Origin of the sequence: Saccharopolyspora endophytica (assembly GCF_018070075.1) — a bacterium.
In the GTDB taxonomy this organism is placed as follows: domain Bacteria; phylum Actinomycetota; class Actinomycetes; order Mycobacteriales; family Pseudonocardiaceae; genus Saccharopolyspora; species Saccharopolyspora endophytica.
In genome coordinates this window covers 235,067-252,324 of sequence record NZ_JAGPXE010000006.1, presented here as the reverse complement: position 1 = coordinate 252,324, position 17,258 = coordinate 235,067, and the positions used below count along the sequence as shown (strand labels likewise).

Genomic DNA, 17,258 nt, shown 5'->3' with positions numbered 1-17,258 from the left:
TCGCCCCAATGCGGGCGGTCCGCAGACGCTAAGAGCAACGCCGTGAGGTCGTCCAAGGACTGATCCGGTCATCGGAACATCAAAGATTGTTGAAGACCGAGTTCGAGCGGATGCGCCGATTGAGTCCCAGGGCGGCGGTCTTGACCGCCGGCGCGAACTGGCTCATATCAATCTGGCCTGCGGGCCCGGTGACGGAGATAGCCGCGATCGGTGAACCGTCGGGGCGGAGAATAGCGCTTGCAGCGCACGTGATCCCGACGTTCGACTCCTCGTCCTCGTACGCGACGCCCTCGACCCGCACGCGCGCGAGATGCCGGCGCAACAGCGCAGGCTCCGTGATGGTGCGGGGCCCGAGTGGGGTCATGTCGATAGCGAGCGCCTGCTCGACGGCTTCCTCTGGCAAGTGGGCCAACACCGCCTTGCCCCCTGCCGTCGCATACGCCGGAACCCGTCCGCCAACGCGCGAGCGCATGTCGAGCTGCGTACCGCGCCCCTGAAGGATCTCGACATAAACCTGGTCGGTGGCCTTGAGCACGCTCAGCTGCACCGTAAGCCCGGTCGCCTGACGTAGATCCGCCATCGCACCAAGTGCGAACCGACGCAGTTCCTTGGAACGCTGAGCCAACTCACCGAGCTCAAAGAGACGTATGCCTACCCGCACACCCTGATCCGCGCGCTCAAGGAAGTCCTCGTCGATCAGATCAGCAACGATGCGGGACGTGACCGATTTGGCCAAGCCTGAGCGCCGGGCGATCTCAGACACGCGCAACACAGGCTCCTCCGCAGTGAAGGCCCCGAGCACGTCGGCGACACGCGCGATCATGCCTGTTCTCATGTTCCGCTCATCGGATCGCATTTGGCGATCGTATGCCACATGCTGGTTTGAATGGGAGGCCATCACGCGGTTAGAGGGCCGCGTGCGGGAAACGATGGAGCTCTCATGACTGAGGACGATCTGCCCGACACCCCCGTTACGACGACGTGCGAAGCAGTAGCGGCGGTGGCCGAGGCTTCAAGGCAGTGGGCCGCGGTGACCTACTCTGGCCGCGCACGCGTCATCCACGCGATCGCGAACGCGCTCGACACTGCGGCAGAAGATCTGATCGCGACCGCGCAAGAGGAAACAAACCTCCCCGAAGGCCGCTTGGTCGGCGAACTCAAGCGCACGACCTTCCAGCTGCGACTTTTCGCCGATGTTGTCGCAGACGGAACATTCCTCGACGCACGGATCGACCGTCCAGACGCCAAATGGCCGATGGGGGCACCCCGACCCGACCTGCGCCGGATGCTGATGCCGATCGGCCCGGTTCTCGTGTTCGCTGCGAGCAACTTCCCGTTCGCGTTCTCCGTCGCAGGAGGTGATACAGCTGCGGCGCTAGCCGCCGGCAACGCGGTGCTCGTCAAAGCACACTCTGGCCATCCACGCCTCTCGAACGCGACTGCGGCCGTCGTCCGAGCAGCAGGGCGGGCTGCGGGCGCACCAGAGAACCTGCTTCGCGTGATCCACGAAACCGAGAATGGCGTCACAGCACTCCAGGATCCAAGGATCAGAGCCGCTTCGTTCACAGGTTCGATCCGTGGTGGGAGAGCACTTTTCGACATCGCCAATGCACGCCCGGAGCCGATCCCGTTCTACGGTGAGCTCGGCAGCGTGAATCCAGCGTTCGTCGCGCCGACCGCTGCGTCCCGCCGTGCCTCGGAGATTGTCGATGGCTTTCTCGGCTCGATCACGGGAAGCCGCGGACAACTCTGCACCAAACCTGGTCTCCTACTCGTCCCAGCCGAGTCGTCCATGATGGCGATGCTGCGCGACGCAGACGTGCCCAACCCCACGCCGATGCTCAACGACCGGATCCAGAAGGGTTTCGAGGCGGACTTGGCGGCGCTGGCGACGCACAGCAGGGTGAGCACATTGCTCAAAAGCGCCAACAGCATCGACACTTCGCCAGGAACGACACTCCTCCACACCACTCTCGACCAAGTGCTAGCCGCCCCGGAAGCGCTCATAACAGAGGTATTCGGACCGGCAGCGCTGATCGTGACGTACTCGGACCCGGCCGAAGTGCCTGAACTCGCGCGCGCTTTGGCCGGACAACTCACTGCCACCATCATCGCGGAGTCGGACGCCGCGAGCGACATTACTCTTGCCCAGGATCTTCTTCCGATCCTCACAGAAAAGGCCGGTCGCCTTCTGTGGAACCAGTGGCCTACCGGGGTCTCGGTGACCTATGCGCAACAGCATGGCGGACCATATCCTGCGACAACCGCACCCACGACGACATCTGTGGGAACCGCGTCCATCACCCGGTTCCTACGGCCCGTTGCCTTCCAGAACTTCCCGTCCACGTTCTTGCCGGATGCGTTGAATGATGGGAACCCGCTAAGCATCCCCCAACACATCGACGGCTGATCGCAAAGTTGCGGCCTCGTGGAGATCGCGCCCAATGTCATCTGCAGCCATGGCTACTCCAAAGTTCGAAGTGGAGCGCTACTTCCGCGACGCCCGCTGACGACCGTCAGTGAGGGCACCAAGGAGATCCAGCGCAACGCCATCGCGAAAAAAGCTCAGACACGCGATACCCCATGCGCAACGACTCCTTTACCCAACTGGAAAAACCCTCTCACCAGAAAGCGCCACCAAAGGTCATGAATGTTGTTGTGTTGGTTAAGCAGGTGCCCGACACGTATTCCGAACGGAAGTTGTCTGCTGCGGATCACACGTTGGACCGCGAGTCGGCGGATGCGGTGTTGGATGAGATCAACGAGCGCGCGGTGGAGGAGGCGCTGTCGATCAAGGAGGCTCAGGGCGGTGAGGTGACCGTGGTGTGCATGGGTCCGGATCGCGCCACGGATGCCATCCGCAAGGCGCTGTCGATGGGTGCGGACAAGGCGGTGCACCTGTTCGGCGAGGCGTTGCACGGCACCGACGCGCCGGCCACCGCCAAGGCGCTGGCGAAGGTCATCGGCACCGTTGAGGGTGTCGACCTGGTGATCGCGGGCAACGAGGCGACCGACGGTCGCTCGGGTGCGGTGCCGGCGATGATCGCCGAGGTGCTGGGCTGGCCGCAGCTGACCTTCGCGCGCAAGGTCGCCACCGACGGTTCGTCGGTGAAGGTCGAGCGCGAGACCGACGCGGGCATCCTGACCGTCGAGTCCGGCCTGCCCGCCGTGGTCAGCGTGACGGAGAAGATCAACGAGCCGCGGTACCCGTCGTTCAAGGGCATCATGGCCGCGAAGAAGAAGCCGGTGAGCGCTCTGTCGCTGGCCGACGCGGGGATCGACGCCTCCGAGGTGGGCCTGGCAGGCGCCGGCTCTCAGGTGGTCGCCTCCGCTCCGAAGCCGCCGAAGTCCGGCGGTGTGAAGGTCACCGACGAGGGCGAAGGCGGCGTGGGCGTCGCCGAGTTCCTGGCCAGCGAGAAACTGCTCTAACACCCGACGAGGGACGTAAGGAGAAAACCCATGTCTGAAGTTCTCGTCCTCGTCGAGCACAGCGCTGGAGAGGTCAAGAAGGTCACGCTGGAACTGCTCACAGCCGCACGCCGCCTCGGATCGCCGTCGGCTGTGGTGGTGGGCGAGCCCGGCAGCACCGCCAAGCTGTATGAATCGCTGGCGGCACACGGCGCTGAGAAGATCTACGCCGCTGAAGGAAACGGCCTCGACGACGTCCTCATCACCCCGCAGGTCGAAGTACTCGCATCCCTGACCACTCAGACGTCGCCAGCAGCGGTTCTGGTTGCCGCGTCGGTCGACGGCAAGGAGATCGCCGGGCGGCTCGCGGTGAAGCTTGACTCCGGTCTGCTGTCGGAGGCCGTGGACATCGACGCCGACGGCGTGGCCTCGCGCTCGCTGTTCGGTGGCACCTACGACGCCAAGGCGAAGGTCACCAAGGGCACCCCGGTGATCACCGTTCTGCCCGGCTCCATCGAAGTCGAGCAGTGCATTGGCGCCGCAGGGGAACACGCCGTCGAAATGCCTTCCCACGACGGCGCGACCAACGCCCGCATCACGGGTCGGCAGCCCGCGGAGGCGGGCGATCGCCCGGAGCTCACCGAGGCCAGCATCGTGGTCTCCGGTGGTCGCGGTATCGGCTCGGCCGAGCAGTTCGAAGTCGTCGAGAAGCTGGCCGACACCCTCGGTGCCGCCGTCGGCGCCTCGCGTGCCGCTGTGGACTCCGGCTACTACCCGCACCAATTCCAGGTCGGCCAGACCGGAAAGACGGTCTCACCGCAGCTCTACATCGCCCTCGGCATCTCCGGCGCCATCCAACACCGCGCGGGCATGCAAACCTCCAAGACCATCGTCGCGATCAACAAAGACCCCGAAGCACCGATCTTCGACATCGCCGACTACGGCATCGTCGGAGACCTCTTCACCGTCACACCACAACTCACCGACGAAATCACCACACGCAAAGGCTGACCCCTGACGCGAAAGCGGGCCGTGCTCCCACCGGAGCGCGGCCCGCACCAGCTCGGCTGGATTACCTCATTCCGGAAGAGCCAGGCTTCCCTTACCCAACCAGCACCACACGCCAGCCACCTGAGCCCGGCCGCACAGCACGCCACGACCAAGCGGAACGCTGCGGGACACGCCTCTATGGCCCACTGGCTGACGCTCGCTGGAGCCTCAAAACCGGGCCAGGGACACGTCGGGACACCCCGCAACACCCGTCCCCGACCCGGATCAATCCGCGTTTTCGCAGTTCACAGAACAACCCGACCTGTCCCAGCACGGTGTCCCACGCGGGCTCGCAATGGGACACCTGGGACAGCAATAAGCCCCCTGCTTCAACCCATTTCAGGAAGTAGAACGCGGGTGAATAGTGTGCAAGTCCGTCCTCGGACACGCACACTAACCACACGCGGTGCGCTCGTAGCTTCTACGGTCCTCGCGTGTGGTTCGTATTTGAGGTCGATGCTCAAGTTCTCGTAGAGCCGACCAAGGCTCTCCGGCTTGGCCTCCTTGAGCGCTGAGCCGACGTCCCCGAGCGAATCCACCATCGCGTAGACCTCGGCTTCACCGATGGCCGCTGGTTCAGGACTGTTGTCAAGCTCGGCCTGGGCAGCGGCGCGGGTCGCTTGTGCGTCGTTGATCGCCTCAACCAGCGCCGCAGGATCGGCGCCGGCTTTGATGGCATCCTGAAGCCGTCTCACCTGAGTCTGCGCATCAGCCAAACGCTGCTTCGCGCCTTCGCGTGAATTCTTGGTCCGAGAAGAATCAGTTTGCGATCCGACCAGCGCCCTGACCGTTCCGTCGACGTTGTCCGGGGCGAACAGATGTCCGATCCATTTGTTCAACGAATCCAGCACGTCGACTTCCCGAAGATTCACGGTGCGCGGGTGGTCGGCCAGGACCGGTGACCCGGGCGCGATCGTCCGGGCCAGGCATCGGTAGTACACCTCGGTCTTGCGGATCACTGCACCGTGCATTCGCCTCCCGCAGAACCCGCACCGCACCCGCCCACGCAGCACGTAGGGCCGAGTTCCCGAGGTACGCGTCCGCTCCAGCTTCGCGATCCCCCGCCGTCCACCGACCGCACGCGAGCGGCGCCTTCGCCGCCCAGCATGGCGGTCCGCCGCTCGGATCGTCGTACGACGAGCTGTGGCGCTGGTCCGTCCGGACCTGACCGATTTCTGGAGCGCTGTCTCCGAGTTCTGCGAAGTCGCCTGGGACACGCCGTCCCGTGCCGTGACCGACGACGCACCGATGCCCGGGGTCGGCTGGTTCCCGGGCGGGCGCCTCAACTACGCGTCCCAGGTCTTCCGGTCACCCCGGGACGGTGTCGCGATCGTCGGCCACGACGAGACCGGTGCCCGGCGCACCGTGACCTGGCAGGAACTCGAGGCCCGGGTCGCCACCCTCGCGGCAACCCTCGCCGACCTCGGCGTCGCCGCGGGAGACCGGGTCGTGGGCTACCTTCCCGACATCCCGGAAGCGATCATCGCGTTCCTCGCCACGGCGAGCATCGGCGCGATCTGGGCCGGTTGCGGTACCGACATCGCCGAAGCCGCCCGCAGCCGCTTCGGCCAGTTGGAGCCGGCAGTCCTCGTCGCGGCCGCCGGCCACCACCATCGCGGCCGGTGGGTCGACCGGGTCCTGGACGTCTCGCGGCTGCGCAAGGGGCTGCCGAGCTTGCGCGCCAGCATTCTCGTCGGCGAAGGCCACGACGGAGATCCGGCCCTGGTGTGGGACGCCGCCTCGGTCCCCACTGGCGGACCGGTCTCCGCGCTGCCGGTCCCGGCGGAGCATCCGCTATGGGTGCTGTTCACCTCCGGCACGACCGGCCCACCCAAGGGCATCGTGCACGGCCACGCCGGCGTTATCGTGGAGCACCTCAAAACGCTGAGCCTGCACCTGGACATCGGTCCCGGCGACCACTTCTTCTGGTACACGACGCTGAACTGGATGATGTGGAATCTGCGGAGCGCCGGGCTGCTGCAGGGCGCTACGGTGCACTGCTTCGACGGCGCCCCTTCCCCGGCGAATCTGTGGGGTCTCGCAGAGCACGGCCGCGTGACCTACTTCGGGGCCAGCCCGGGATTCCTCGCCGCGACCAAGGACTCCGGTCTGCGTCCCGCCGTCGATTTCGACCTGTCCGCTCTGCGCTCCGTGGGTTGCACCGGGTCAGTGCTGACGGCGCCGTTGCACGAGTGGGCGGCCTCGGAGCTCGGTCCGGACGTGTTGGTCGGGTCGACCTCAGGCGGCACCGACGTGGTCAGCGGCTTCGCCGGGCCGGTGCCCACCGAACCGGTCCGCGCGGGCGAGATCGCAGTGCGCTGCCTCGGGGTGGACCTGCACGCCTGGTCCCCAGCTCGCGAGCCCCTGAGCGACGAGGTCGGCGAGCTCATCGTCAGCTCGCCCATGCCGTCGATGCAGATCCGGTTCTGGAACGACCCCGACGGCAGCCGCTATCGCGCTGCCTACTTCGACCACTTCCCCGGTGTGTGGCGGCACGGGGATTGGGTGACCGTCACCGGGGACGGCTCGGTGGTGGTGCACGGGCGCTCCGACGCGACGCTCAACCGTGCCGGGAACCGCATGGGCAGCGCCGACATCTGCCTAGCGGTCGAGGATCTCCCCGAGGTCACCGAGGCGCTCGTCGTCGGCCTGGAAGAACCCGACGGCGGCTACTGGATGTCTCTCCACGTCATGTCCCCGACGAGGTGATCCCTGCACCCGGCATTCCCCACACCCACACCGGCAAGAAGCTCGAGGTCCCGGTGAAGACGATCCTCCGCGGCATCCCCGGAGCCGTGCAGGAGCACGCGGTCGACCGTCCGCAACTTCTGGACTTCTACCGCCAGATCGGCGAGACGCATCGAACGAGGAGCTGAACAAGACATCCCCCCACCGCACCCCTGCGGGCCAACGTCGTCGGCAAGGAAATCATGGCCGACGGCGTGGTCCTCCTGACCCTTGCCGGATCGGAGGCGCCGAGCTGCCAGCCTGGCAGCCTGGCGCGCACATCGATCTCCACCTGGGGGACTACTCCCTGGTCAGGCAGTTCTCCCTGTGCTCCTCGCCCGCCGACCTCACCACCTACCAGGTCGCGGTGCTGCGCGAGCCGCACGGTCGCGGCGGGTCGTCGTTCGTGCACGACTGCTTGGCCGTGGAGGACGAGGTCGGCATCGGCGGCCCCCGCAACAACTTCGACCAGGTTGACGCCAGCCGCTACCTCTTCATCGCTGGTGGCATCGGCATCACGCCGAGTCGTGCCGATGATCGAGGCCGCGAACCGAGCGGGAGCCGACTGGAGTCTCGTGTACGGCGGCCGCACCGCCGCATCGATGGCCTTCACCTGCCACCTCATCGCCATCGGCGACCGGCGAGTCCACCTCAGGCCCCAAGACCAGTGCGGCCTTCTCGACATCAACGGCCTCCCGTCGGAGCCCGACCCCGATACCCTGATCTACTGCTGCGGACCAGAGCCGCTGCTCGCCGCAGTCCAGGCAGCCTCCGCCCATTGGCCCGCCGGTTCCCTGCACGTGGAGCGCTTCGCCGCCCGCGCCACCGTCGAGGAGGGTGGCACGGACTCGACCTTCGAAGTGGAGCTGGCCCAGAGCGGCATCACCGTGACCGTTCCGCCCGAGGTATCGATCGTCGATGTCGCCGAAGCAGCAGGGGCCCCCGTCATCTACTCGTGCCAGGAGGGAACCTGTGGATCGTGCGAGGTCGCGGTGCTCGGCGGCGAACCCGACCACCGGGACTCGATCCTTTCCGAAGCCGAACGCGAGTCGGGCAAGAGCATGATGATCTGCGTCTCCCGCGCGAAATCGGACCGGATCGTCCTCGACCTGTGACAGTCGGCGGCGCCGACCTCAGCCGCCATCAACACCTACTGGAAGTGGTGGCGATGGCTGGTCCGAAGTAAAGCAAGGAACCGAAAGAGCGGTTCGTCCATCTCGTGGATCGGGCAGGACCGTTCGTGCAGCGGCGAAGGCAGCCGGAGTACATGAGGATGCCGCTTAGACCCGGCTTCACCAGGCTGGGCTGACGATGCGGCGAGCGACGCCACATCAACCACCGCACATCCGAACACCGACAGCGGCCGTAACGCCGCCCAAGAAGCGCGCCCCCAGAACAGGCACACATGTCCCAACGAGCGGCTCCTGATGAAACCCGCACTCGGCGGTCCGTGACTCGAGCGGGACATCCAACGCAACCCGTCCCAACCCGAGAGCTGAACCAGCTCCCTCTGCCCGCCACGCTTCATGACAGGACGACCACGCGCTAGAGTTGATCAAACATACCGGGCGGCGCCAGTTGGGAATTGAGCCGTTCGTCGGCACTGCGGGGGCAGTGCGCGCGCAAGTCACGCTGAGCTTCGATGGGGGTAGTCAATGGGTTTTCACACGCCGCAGTACAGCCTCAGCCAGTACCTCGAGTGGGGCCGTTCCGGAAAAATCCAGCTGCCAGACTTCCAGCGCGGGTACAAGTGGGAGGACGAACGGATCCGACAACTGCTCATCACAATCCTCCGAGGGCATCCGCTCGGCGTTGTGATGTTGCTGGACACCGGAAACGACCACGTCCGCTTCAAACCGCGTCCGCTAGATGGCGACGCCGTCGACGGCGCGGAACAACCCGACTACCTGCTGCTCGACGGTCAGCAGCGCCTCACCTCGTTGACACAAGCCCTCAGCGGGGAAGGCATCGTCAACACCAAGGACAGCCGTGGAAAGCTGCTTCGACGGCGCTACTTCGTGCACATGGCAACCGCGCTGGAAGGAGAAGACCGGACCGATGACGCGGTCATCTCGGTTCCGCCTGACGGCGTGATCAGGACGAACTTCGACCGCGACATCGTCTTGGACCTCTCAAGCGGGGAGAAGCAGCGTGAAGCCGGTTACTTCCCATTGGCCCTGCTTTGCGACGGCGCGGCGACCGACTGGCTGTTCGAATGCCACGACCCAGGTACCGCCAAGGCATTCCACAAGAACGTGATCTCCCAAACCGGCCAGTACCACATACCGGCGATCCAGCTCGACAAACACACCAGCAAAGCGGCGGTCGCCACCGTCTTCGAGAAGGTTAACATCGGTGGTCTGCCGCTGAACGTCTTCGAGCTGCTAACAGCAACGTTCGCGGGCGACCGTGAGTACTACGAGCGAAACGAGACTGACTTCCGGCTCAACGATGACTGGCAGGACACTCAAGCAAAATTCGGTGCCTACCCGGTGCTCGCCGGCTTGGAGAACACCGACTTCCTGCAGGCTGTCACGCTGCTCGCGACCCGCAAGCGCAATCTGGCCGATAACTCGGCACGGCCACCAGCGGTCTCAGCCAAGCGCGAAGACGTCCTCAAACTGACGTTGGCCGACTACCTCGAATGGGTTGGGCCGCTTCGCGAGGCCTTCATCTGGGCGTCCGACTTCCTCGCGGACCTTTACATCTTTGACGAGAAGTTCGTGCCCTACCCCAAGCAATTGGTACCGCTCGCGGCGATCAAGGTAATCATGGGCAAGGATGCCGACCTCTTGGGACCACGCAAACGGCTCGTGGAGTGGTTCTGGTGCGGAATTCTCGGCGAGCTCTACGGCAGTGCGATCGAAAGTCGTTTCGTGCGTGACATTGAGCAGGTCCCGCAATGGACGCTCGGCGACACCGACGAAGTACCACGAACCATCGGCGACGCGACCTTCGTCGAGTCCCGCCTCCACTCGCTGCGGACGCGCAATGCCGCAGCTTACAAGGGAATCTATGCGCTACTGCTCGCTGAGGGCGCGCGGGACTGGATGGAAGACAAGAAGTTCGACAAGGTGCAGTACCGCAGCCTTGATGTCGACATCCACCATATCTTCCCGCAGAAGTGGTGCGCCGATAACGGTGTCGACGTGGAGCAGCGCGAGTCGATCGTCAACAAAACAGCGATCAGCGCGCGCACTAACCGCACCATCGGCGGTAAAGCCCCATCGAAGTACCTAGCACAGATCGAAGCCAAAGCTCAGATCAGCACGTACCAGCTGGACCAGCTGATCGCCAGTCATCTGGTGCCGGCAACTGAACTCCGTGCCGATGACCAGACCGCGTTTTTCTCCCGGCGACGCGAGGCCCTCAGCAAGTTGGTCGAGAACGCCATGGGTAAAGCTGTTCCACGCGACCTTGGACCAGGCGAGGCATGGGAAACCTCCGACCGGTTCGAGCTGGATGGTTCAGACGAGAACTAGCAATAGATCCCTGGTGCGGTGCAATCCGTTGCAGTTCAGCGAAACCCGTGTCCTGTGGATCTGACGCTCAGATTCGTTTCATGTCGAAGAAACCGCGGGCTAGCCTGATCGCCATGACACAGCCACTGCGCCGTCTCTCGGGAACAGTTCCTGTGAGCCATCACCAGTTCTTTTTACTGGACGCACGGACCTATCCCACCGACGGTGGCCGGCTGTCGTGGCGGGACAACGGGCTGGCCACCAGTGCAGCCGGGATCCTCGCCCTCAGCACTGGAATTCATACCGGAGAGATCAACCTGGTGGTGGAGCGCTTCGACAGCGCTCCACCGCCAGACCTGCACGGCTGGGAAGACGTCATCGAACTCGACCTGCAAGTTCCGCACGGCGAGCTCCATGTCGCGGGGCTGATGCTGGAACCAGCTCCCGAACTACGCACACCGCTGGCGATAGCCGGTGGGCGGTGCCGCGCCCGCATCCACGCCACCGGGCGTGACACCGACATCGACGGCGCCCCACCCGAGCCCGTAGAGGACTACCTCATCCAGCTCTGGGACACCGACACCGACGCACCGGCCGAGCTCTTGCGGTCCACCAGCCAGTACGGAGCAAGCGAACGAACATAGTGCTGCCGCACCCCATCCCTGGGCAGACCCGGGCTTCCGGATCGAGTCCGGACGCTGCGGCCGGTGCTGCCCAGGACCTATTTGGGACGTGTCGGGACACGCCGCAACATCGGTCCCAGCTCTTTCTTACGCGACGTTTCCGTAGTTCACACAGCTAAAGTCCCTGTACCAGGCATGCCCGCGACGGGACACCTGACAGCAAACGCCCTCTGCTTCATCGTCTGCCGGGAAGCTGACTCCGTGTGGTTAGTGCGCAACCCCCTCGGACACAGAATCAACCCCAGGTCAAGCTCTTGGCCTGGGGTTTTTGATGCACGTGTTGTGAAGCACTCAACACCTCAGCACCCTGACCTTTGTCCTTACCCGTGGGAATGCAAATCCCTTCCGATGCGCACATACCCGAACTCATCTTCGGCCTCACCACGCCGCGAAGAACATCTAGGCCCTCAGCTCAGCGACTACGGCGACCCGGCACACCTCGCGAGGTCCATCGATTCGGGCCTTCGGCGGATGGGTCTGCAACCAGGCGATCTAGCGTTCCGTCTGGTTTACCCTGCGCAGCTGTTGTATGGAGCTGTCATCGTGGCCCAAGACTTCAGCGCACCGGTGGCTCAAGCACGTGAGGTTTCTGCAGGATTCCGAGAGCTGGCCGACGGTCAGCCCGCACGCACGAAGATCCGGCTGGGTACGTAGCTAAGTCCTGGTGGCACTGACCAGAAGAAGTCGCTTTCGAGTGCCAGCCGCTCGCCGACGCGCGTCCGCAGGTTGTCCAGTGCCCTGTTCATCACCTGACGCAGGACCTCGACCGACACGTCGGATTCGTCGTGTCGGTCATCGTGCGCCTCGTGAACTTTGTCGATGTCGGCTCGGAACCTCCGAGGTGTCTGCTCAGTCGTTGACCAGGCCGCCGTCGACCACCAGGTTCTGGCCCGTGACGGCCCGCGACCAGGGCGAGGCGAAGAACAGGGCCGCGTCGGCGAATTCCTCGGGTGTCACCACGCGACGCAACGGCGTGTTCGCGGCGATCGCGTCGAACACCGCCTCGGGAGTGGCGGCGCTCGCGTCGGTGGTGCGCAGCAGCCCGCCCGAAACCATGTTGACCGTGATGCCATCGGGACCGAGATCGGCAGCGAGGGTGCGGGTCAACGACAGCAGAGCCGCCTTCGCAGCCGTGTAGTCGTGGTAGGGAACGACCGGGTTCTGGAACAGGTTGGTGCCGACGTTGATGATCCGGCCGGCACCGAGCTCTCGCATGCCCGGCAGAGCCGCCTGCGTGGTGTGCAGCGCACCGCGGACGCTGCCCTCGAACTGCCCGGCGAACTCGTCCCACGTGATCGCGTCGGCGTGCGAGCGGGCGTCGCCGTTGAAGGTGAAATCGGCAAGAGCGTTGTTGACCACCGTCGTCACCGGAGCCCCGAAACGCTCATGGGCCGTGGCGAACAGGGAATCGACCTGGGCTTGGTCGGTGACGTCGGCCGCGACGGCGATCACCTGGTCGCCGAGCTCGCGGGCCAGCGCTTCCGCCTGCTCACGGCTGCGGCGATAGTCGATCACGACGCGCGCGCCCTGCTTCGTGAACGCGCGCACCAACGCGGCGCCCAGTCCGCGCCCGCCTCCGGTCACCACGACAAGCTGGTCGGCGAAATCCATACGCCGCACGGTAGCGGCCGGAAGTCAGACACCGGCGCCCCCGGTACCCGTGACCTGCTAAGTGGAGAACGCGTCTTTCGCTTGGCCCTCAGCCACATTTCGACAGAGGATATGACAACGGTGCCCCACCTCCGCGGTAGCGAGAGATCGAGCGAAGCGCAATTTCTCAGGACAGGTTTTCTGCCGGAGGACGTCCCACGCCCCGTGTGGTGACGGCGGACGACGAGATCTCGCGCTTGCCGCCCACGGGAAGCCGATCATGTTCTACAGTGCCCCTTGCTCCGAGCGGTAATCACATGAACACACTGCGCGACGGCACTGGGGGAATTCTGTGGGTGACAGCCGGTCTGCGAACATCGTCCGCTTCTGGCGAAGCGTCGAGATGCTCAGTCCGCAAGACGTGCCGAAGACGAAACCCTACCGCCGCGGTGCCCCCGAGCAGATCTTCGACCTGGACGCGGGAGAACTCGCCCCGTGGGAGTCGGGGCACCCGCTCCTCGACGATCCGATCCCCCCTCGGTACACGTGGCAGTTCACCGTCTACGGCGGCCTGTACTCCCGATCGGCCGTGGCCGAGGCGCTGGTGGAGGCGTTCGGGCAGGACACGAGGGAGGAACGACCGAGCGACGGGCGCACCGCCCTGTTCGCGCTCACGATCGACGCCGACGGGTGCCTGATCGAGAACGGCGCGACCCTGTCGGCCTGCGCTTGGACGCTGGGGAAGCTGACCTCCTCCAGGCTGGATCCCAACACCCTCGACGGGTTCGACGAGGAGGAACGGGCGTTCGCCGAGGCGATGGACAAGCTGGTGCCGCCGGAACGTCGCTCCTCCACCGACGAGGAACACGACGGCAAGACGACCTCCGGCCCGTTCGATCGAGTCGTGCGCGCCTTCGGCGACCGCTTGAAGTCCGCGGGCATCGATGCGTGGAGCGCCGGAGCCGAAGCCGCGGGCACGGCTGTCAAAACAGCGACGGAGACCGCCGTGGGCCCGGTTCTCGGCGGTGTCGCCGGTGCCGCTGCGGGAGCGTTCACCGAGAGCGTGCTCGGCCCGGGCGACACTGAAGACGACGGAACTGGTTCCGAGACCGCCACCGCGCAACCGAGCGCACCGCGCCTTCTCATCACCGCCTCGGCACTGCACGATTTCGTCGCCGAGATGGCCGCGGCGCTGGGCGTGCGCGATTCCCTCAACGCCACCGGGGTGCGCGTCCGGTGCCGTGCGATACCGATCCGCGACGACTCCGCCGATCAGGACTTCCTCAACAGCCACATCGCCAACGACCTCAGCCATGTCGCGGACGCGGTGGCCAGGGACGACGTGGGCGCTGCCTTGCGGAACTACCTGACCGACGAGAGCGCGCTCGACACCGCGCGCCGGGTCGACGTCCGGGCGCGCCCGGACGCGGTGATCGCCGGTGTCGAACCGCAGCACGTCCCGGCCGCGCGGTGGCCCGGCGACCCGGCCAAGCCGCTCGTGCTCAGCCAGCAGTTCGCCGTCAACCGCGTCGTCGCCGAGCTCCGCGACAACGCAGGGCTGTTCTCGGTGAACGGTCCGCCGGGCACCGGCAAGACCACGTTGCTGCGCGACGTGCTCTCCGCGATCGTCCTCGAGCGCGCGAGCCGCCTCGCCGAACTCGCGTCCCCGTCGGAGGGCTTCACCGAGCGCCTCGAACTCGTTCCGGTGGGGCCGAAGAAGATCCCCACGCCGGTCTACGGCGTGTCCTGCGCGTTGAGCGGCTTCGAGATCGTCCTCGCCACTGCCACCAACGACGCGGCGAAGAACGTCACCGCTGAGGTTCCCGGGATCGACGCCGTGCGCGGATACACCGACGAAGCGCTCGGCGCCGACTACTTCACCGACCTGGCCTCGCACGTCCTCGACGCCGAGGCGTGGGGGTTGGTCGCGGCAACGCTCGGCAATCTCCAGTACCGCAACACGTTCGCCAAGCGCTTCTGGTGGGGCAACTACAGGACCTCGCAGAACCAGGACTCCCAGGACGCCGCCCCATCGGGCGCCGTGGGCATGTACCAGCTCCTCAAGGAAGCCGCCCACGATCCAGACGCGGTCGACGACTGGGACACCGCGGTCACCGACTTCCGCCGTGCCCGCGAGGAAGTGGACCGCCTCGCCGAGACGCGGCAGCACGCCGCTGACGCGATCACCGCGGAGAGCAGTTGCCGTCGGCGGTGGGATGAGGCCAAGAGGGCGTTCGCCGACGCCGACGCTCTGTGCGCCCTGGTGAGAAAGGACTTGGCCACCAGCGACGCCGAGGTGCGGCGTGCCGACCGGGTGTTCCGCGATGCCGACGAGGACTACGAGAGCCACCTCCGGCACCGGCCGGGATTATGGGTCACGTTGGCCACGTGGTTCCGGGCACCGCGTGACTGGCAGGCCAAGCACGAGCGTCTCGAGGAGACTCGGGATGCGGCGAAGAAGAAGCTCCGCGACGCCGAAGGGACGCAGGAACGACTCCAGCAGCGACTGAGCGCGAAACTGACCGAGCTGCAGAAGGCGGAGGACGCACGCGCCGCGGCCTCGTACGAGCTCGACGTGGCTCAGGGCCAGGTGACTCAGGCGCGCGACCGATGGCCCGGCCATGTGCCGATCCCCGACGACTTCTCTGACGACGACGAGTTCCAGAAGTGCGCACCGTGGTCCGACGAGGAGTACGTCACGGCCCGCAACCGGCTGTTCCTGAAGGCGCTGCGATTGCACCGCGCCTTCATCTTGCACTCCAGCAACCGGATCCGCGGGAACCTCAGCGTCATGACCGAGATCTTGCAGGGCAACGCCAAGCCCTCCTCGGCGGCGAGGTTGGCGGCCTGGCAGTCCTTGTTCCTGGTCGTGCCGATGATCTCGACGACGTTCGCCTCACTGCCTCGCCTTTTCACCGGTCTCGGTCGCGAGAGCCTGGGCTGGCTCCTCGTCGACGAAGCAGGCCAGGCCACCCCGCAGCAGGTGGTCGGCGGCCTGTGGCGCTGCCAACGGGCGGTCGTGGTGGGAGATCCGCAGCAGCTGGAGCCGATCGTGACGCTGCCGACCTCGGCACAACACGCGCTGAGCCGTCATCACCAGGTCGACGAGCAGTGGACTCCGGAGACGACCTCAGCTCAGGGCGTGGCCGACAGGCTCACCCGTCACGGGACCGCGCTGCCCCTCCAGGACAGCGACGAGCAGGTCTGGGTGGGCGCTCCCCTGCGCGTCCACCGACGTTGCGACCGACCGATGTTCGAAGTGTCGAACGACATCGCCTACGGCGGAACGCTCATGGTCTACGGAACCCAGCACACTGGTCGGTTCCCGGACGAGAACCGCTGGATCGACGTCCGGAGCCAGATCTCCACCGGCCATTGGGTTGGCGATGAGGGAAACGCGCTCACCGATCTGTTCGAACAACTGGTGGCGCAGGAAATCGACCTGGATGACGTCCGGGTGATCAGCCCGTTCCGCGACGTCGTCAGAGGAGCCAAGAGCCGGCTCAGCGCGCACGTCGGCCCTGAATTCGCGAAGCGCAACGTGGGGACCGTGCACACCGTGCAGGGCAAGGAATCCGACGTCATCGTCCTCGTGCTGGGGAGCGCTCCGAAAAGTTCCGGCGCGCGCCTGTGGGCAGCCGAACGCCCGAACCTGCTCAACGTAGCGGTTTCCAGGGCAAAACGACGGTTCTACGTCGTCGGCAATCGAGAGCTCTGGAAGGATCTCCGCTTCTTCGATCGGCTCGCTGCGTCGCTCCCCGTTCACGAGTGGCGGTGAGGTGTTCGCGCACAGATGGTGTCGCCTGCGCGAGGCCGAAGCACCCGTCGCCGTGGATGAGCTGACCGGCGACGTCTCCATGGCGACACCTGACACACGCGTCCGAGATCAATCCACCAGGATGTTTCCCCACTGAACCCAGCCAAGGTATAGGAGGCGATCTCCCCGATTCGACGATCAGCGCTCGAGTCGGTCTACTACTTTCCCTCTCGATGTCGCGGCTCATCACCAATGACAGCAACAGGTCAGGTTCCGCGTCCAGCCTGCTCACCAAGTGCGAGGCCGCAGTGAATCGCTGCTGAATCGGTGCGTTCACGTCTTCGGCGACGACTGTGAGAGAGACCTCGGCAAGCGTACGGTCGGCTTGTCCGAGGAGTTCCGCTGCCTGCCTGAACGTTTCAGTTTCAGGCCATGATCGCACCAGGTCGTTCAACGCTTCCACTCCACTCTCCTGGTCATGTTTGAGCAGTACTGAACTCGGCTCCACGCGCGGGCGAGCGGAGCCTGCCCGGCAGGAAGCCTCACGAGAACGACGTTTACGGCCCCGGGAGGCGGGGAACC

The 17,258-nt window shown here is 65.5% G+C and carries 13 protein-coding genes; 9 read left to right on the top strand and 4 right to left on the bottom strand.

The annotated features are described in order from the left end of the window. Positions 1 to 79: 79 nt before the first annotated feature. Entirely contained in the window at positions 80 to 856 is a 777-nt protein-coding gene (locus KBO27_RS16575; RefSeq protein ID WP_210970890.1) for an IclR family transcriptional regulator, read from the bottom strand. An 84-nt stretch (positions 857 to 940) separates the two neighbouring features. Between KBO27_RS16575 and KBO27_RS16570 the strand changes: the two genes are divergently transcribed. The 3 genes from KBO27_RS16570 (at position 941) to KBO27_RS16560 (ending at position 4,419) form a co-directional block, all read left to right on the top strand. Next, positions 941 to 2,410 (top strand): aldehyde dehydrogenase family protein, encoded by a 1,470-nt coding sequence (locus KBO27_RS16570; protein WP_210970889.1) that lies wholly within the window; start codon positions 941 to 943, stop codon positions 2,408 to 2,410. A gap of 236 nt (positions 2,411 to 2,646) precedes the next feature. Further along, positions 2,647 to 3,429 carry an electron transfer flavoprotein subunit beta/FixA family protein gene (locus tag KBO27_RS16565; protein WP_210970994.1) on the top strand — a complete coding sequence of 261 codons (783 nt, stop codon included), beginning with the start codon at positions 2,647 to 2,649 and terminating at the stop codon, positions 3,427 to 3,429. 30 nt (positions 3,430 to 3,459) lie between these two features. Further along, complete coding sequence (locus KBO27_RS16560) at positions 3,460 to 4,419, top strand: electron transfer flavoprotein subunit alpha/FixB family protein (protein WP_210970888.1); 960 nt, start codon at positions 3,460 to 3,462, stop codon at positions 4,417 to 4,419. 368 nt (positions 4,420 to 4,787) lie between these two features. On the opposite strand, the gene KBO27_RS16555 is transcribed toward KBO27_RS16560, so the two are convergent. After that, positions 4,788 to 5,456, bottom strand: coding sequence for a recombinase zinc ribbon domain-containing protein (locus KBO27_RS16555; RefSeq protein WP_307870458.1), 669 nt, complete (start codon positions 5,454 to 5,456; stop codon positions 4,788 to 4,790). Positions 5,457 to 5,601: 145 nt separating this feature from the next. Between KBO27_RS16555 and KBO27_RS16550 the strand changes: the two genes are divergently transcribed. The 5 genes from KBO27_RS16550 (at position 5,602) to KBO27_RS16535 (ending at position 11,290) form a co-directional block, all read left to right on the top strand. Next, a complete protein-coding gene (locus KBO27_RS16550) occupies positions 5,602 to 7,167 on the top strand; it encodes an acetoacetate--CoA ligase (protein ID WP_307870447.1) in 1,566 nt (521 codons plus the stop codon). Continuing rightward, positions 7,164 to 7,334, top strand: a complete 171-nt coding sequence (locus KBO27_RS33700; protein ID WP_246537434.1) for a hypothetical protein — start codon at positions 7,164 to 7,166, stop codon at positions 7,332 to 7,334. Before KBO27_RS16550 ends, KBO27_RS33700 begins: the two co-directional genes overlap by 4 nt. A gap of 384 nt (positions 7,335 to 7,718) precedes the next feature. Next, positions 7,719 to 8,300, top strand: a complete 582-nt coding sequence (locus tag KBO27_RS34595) for a flavin reductase family protein (RefSeq protein WP_307870446.1) — start codon at positions 7,719 to 7,721, stop codon at positions 8,298 to 8,300. A 540-nt stretch (positions 8,301 to 8,840) separates the two neighbouring features. Next, positions 8,841 to 10,667, top strand: coding sequence for a DUF262 domain-containing protein (locus tag KBO27_RS16540; protein ID WP_210970887.1), 1,827 nt, complete (start codon positions 8,841 to 8,843; stop codon positions 10,665 to 10,667). Positions 10,668 to 10,747: 80 nt separating this feature from the next. After that, positions 10,748 to 11,290 (top strand): hypothetical protein, encoded by a 543-nt coding sequence (locus tag KBO27_RS16535; protein ID WP_210970886.1) that lies wholly within the window; start codon positions 10,748 to 10,750, stop codon positions 11,288 to 11,290. Between the two features lie 656 nt (positions 11,291 to 11,946). Here the strand turns inward: KBO27_RS16535 and KBO27_RS16530 are convergent. Next, on the bottom strand, positions 11,947 to 12,102 hold the full coding sequence (locus KBO27_RS16530) for a hypothetical protein (RefSeq protein WP_210970885.1): 156 nt from the start codon (positions 12,100 to 12,102) through the stop codon (positions 11,947 to 11,949). Between the two features lie 76 nt (positions 12,103 to 12,178). Beyond that, positions 12,179 to 12,940: a 3-oxoacyl-ACP reductase gene (locus KBO27_RS16525; protein WP_210970884.1), complete on the bottom strand. Its 762-nt coding sequence runs from the start codon at positions 12,938 to 12,940 to the stop codon at positions 12,179 to 12,181. 400 nt (positions 12,941 to 13,340) lie between these two features. Here KBO27_RS16525 and KBO27_RS16520 point away from each other — a divergent pair, with 400 nt between their 5' ends. Then, positions 13,341 to 16,697, top strand: a complete 3,357-nt coding sequence (locus KBO27_RS16520; RefSeq protein ID WP_307870445.1) for a DEAD/DEAH box helicase — start codon at positions 13,341 to 13,343, stop codon at positions 16,695 to 16,697. Positions 16,698 to 17,258 lie beyond the last annotated feature (561 nt).

What these genes read in the sequence shown, in the direction of transcription:
- KBO27_RS16575 (WP_210970890.1), bottom strand. Translation starts at nt 856, where the DNA reads ATGCGATCCGATGAGCGGAACATGAGAACAGGCATGATCGCGCGTGTC.
- KBO27_RS16535 (WP_210970886.1), top strand. Translation starts at nt 10,748, where the DNA reads ATGTCGAAGAAACCGCGGGCTAGCCTGATCGCCATGACACAGCCACTG.
- KBO27_RS16560 (WP_210970888.1), top strand. Translation starts at nt 3,460, where the DNA reads ATGTCTGAAGTTCTCGTCCTCGTCGAGCACAGCGCTGGAGAGGTCAAG.
- KBO27_RS16540 (WP_210970887.1), top strand. Translation starts at nt 8,841, where the DNA reads ATGGGTTTTCACACGCCGCAGTACAGCCTCAGCCAGTACCTCGAGTGG.
- KBO27_RS34595 (WP_307870446.1), top strand. Translation starts at nt 7,719, where the DNA reads ATGATCGAGGCCGCGAACCGAGCGGGAGCCGACTGGAGTCTCGTGTAC.
- KBO27_RS16525 (WP_210970884.1), bottom strand. Translation starts at nt 12,940, where the DNA reads ATGGATTTCGCCGACCAGCTTGTCGTGGTGACCGGAGGCGGGCGCGGA.
- KBO27_RS16565 (WP_210970994.1), top strand. Translation starts at nt 2,647, where the DNA reads ATGAATGTTGTTGTGTTGGTTAAGCAGGTGCCCGACACGTATTCCGAA.
- KBO27_RS16570 (WP_210970889.1), top strand. Translation starts at nt 941, where the DNA reads ATGACTGAGGACGATCTGCCCGACACCCCCGTTACGACGACGTGCGAA.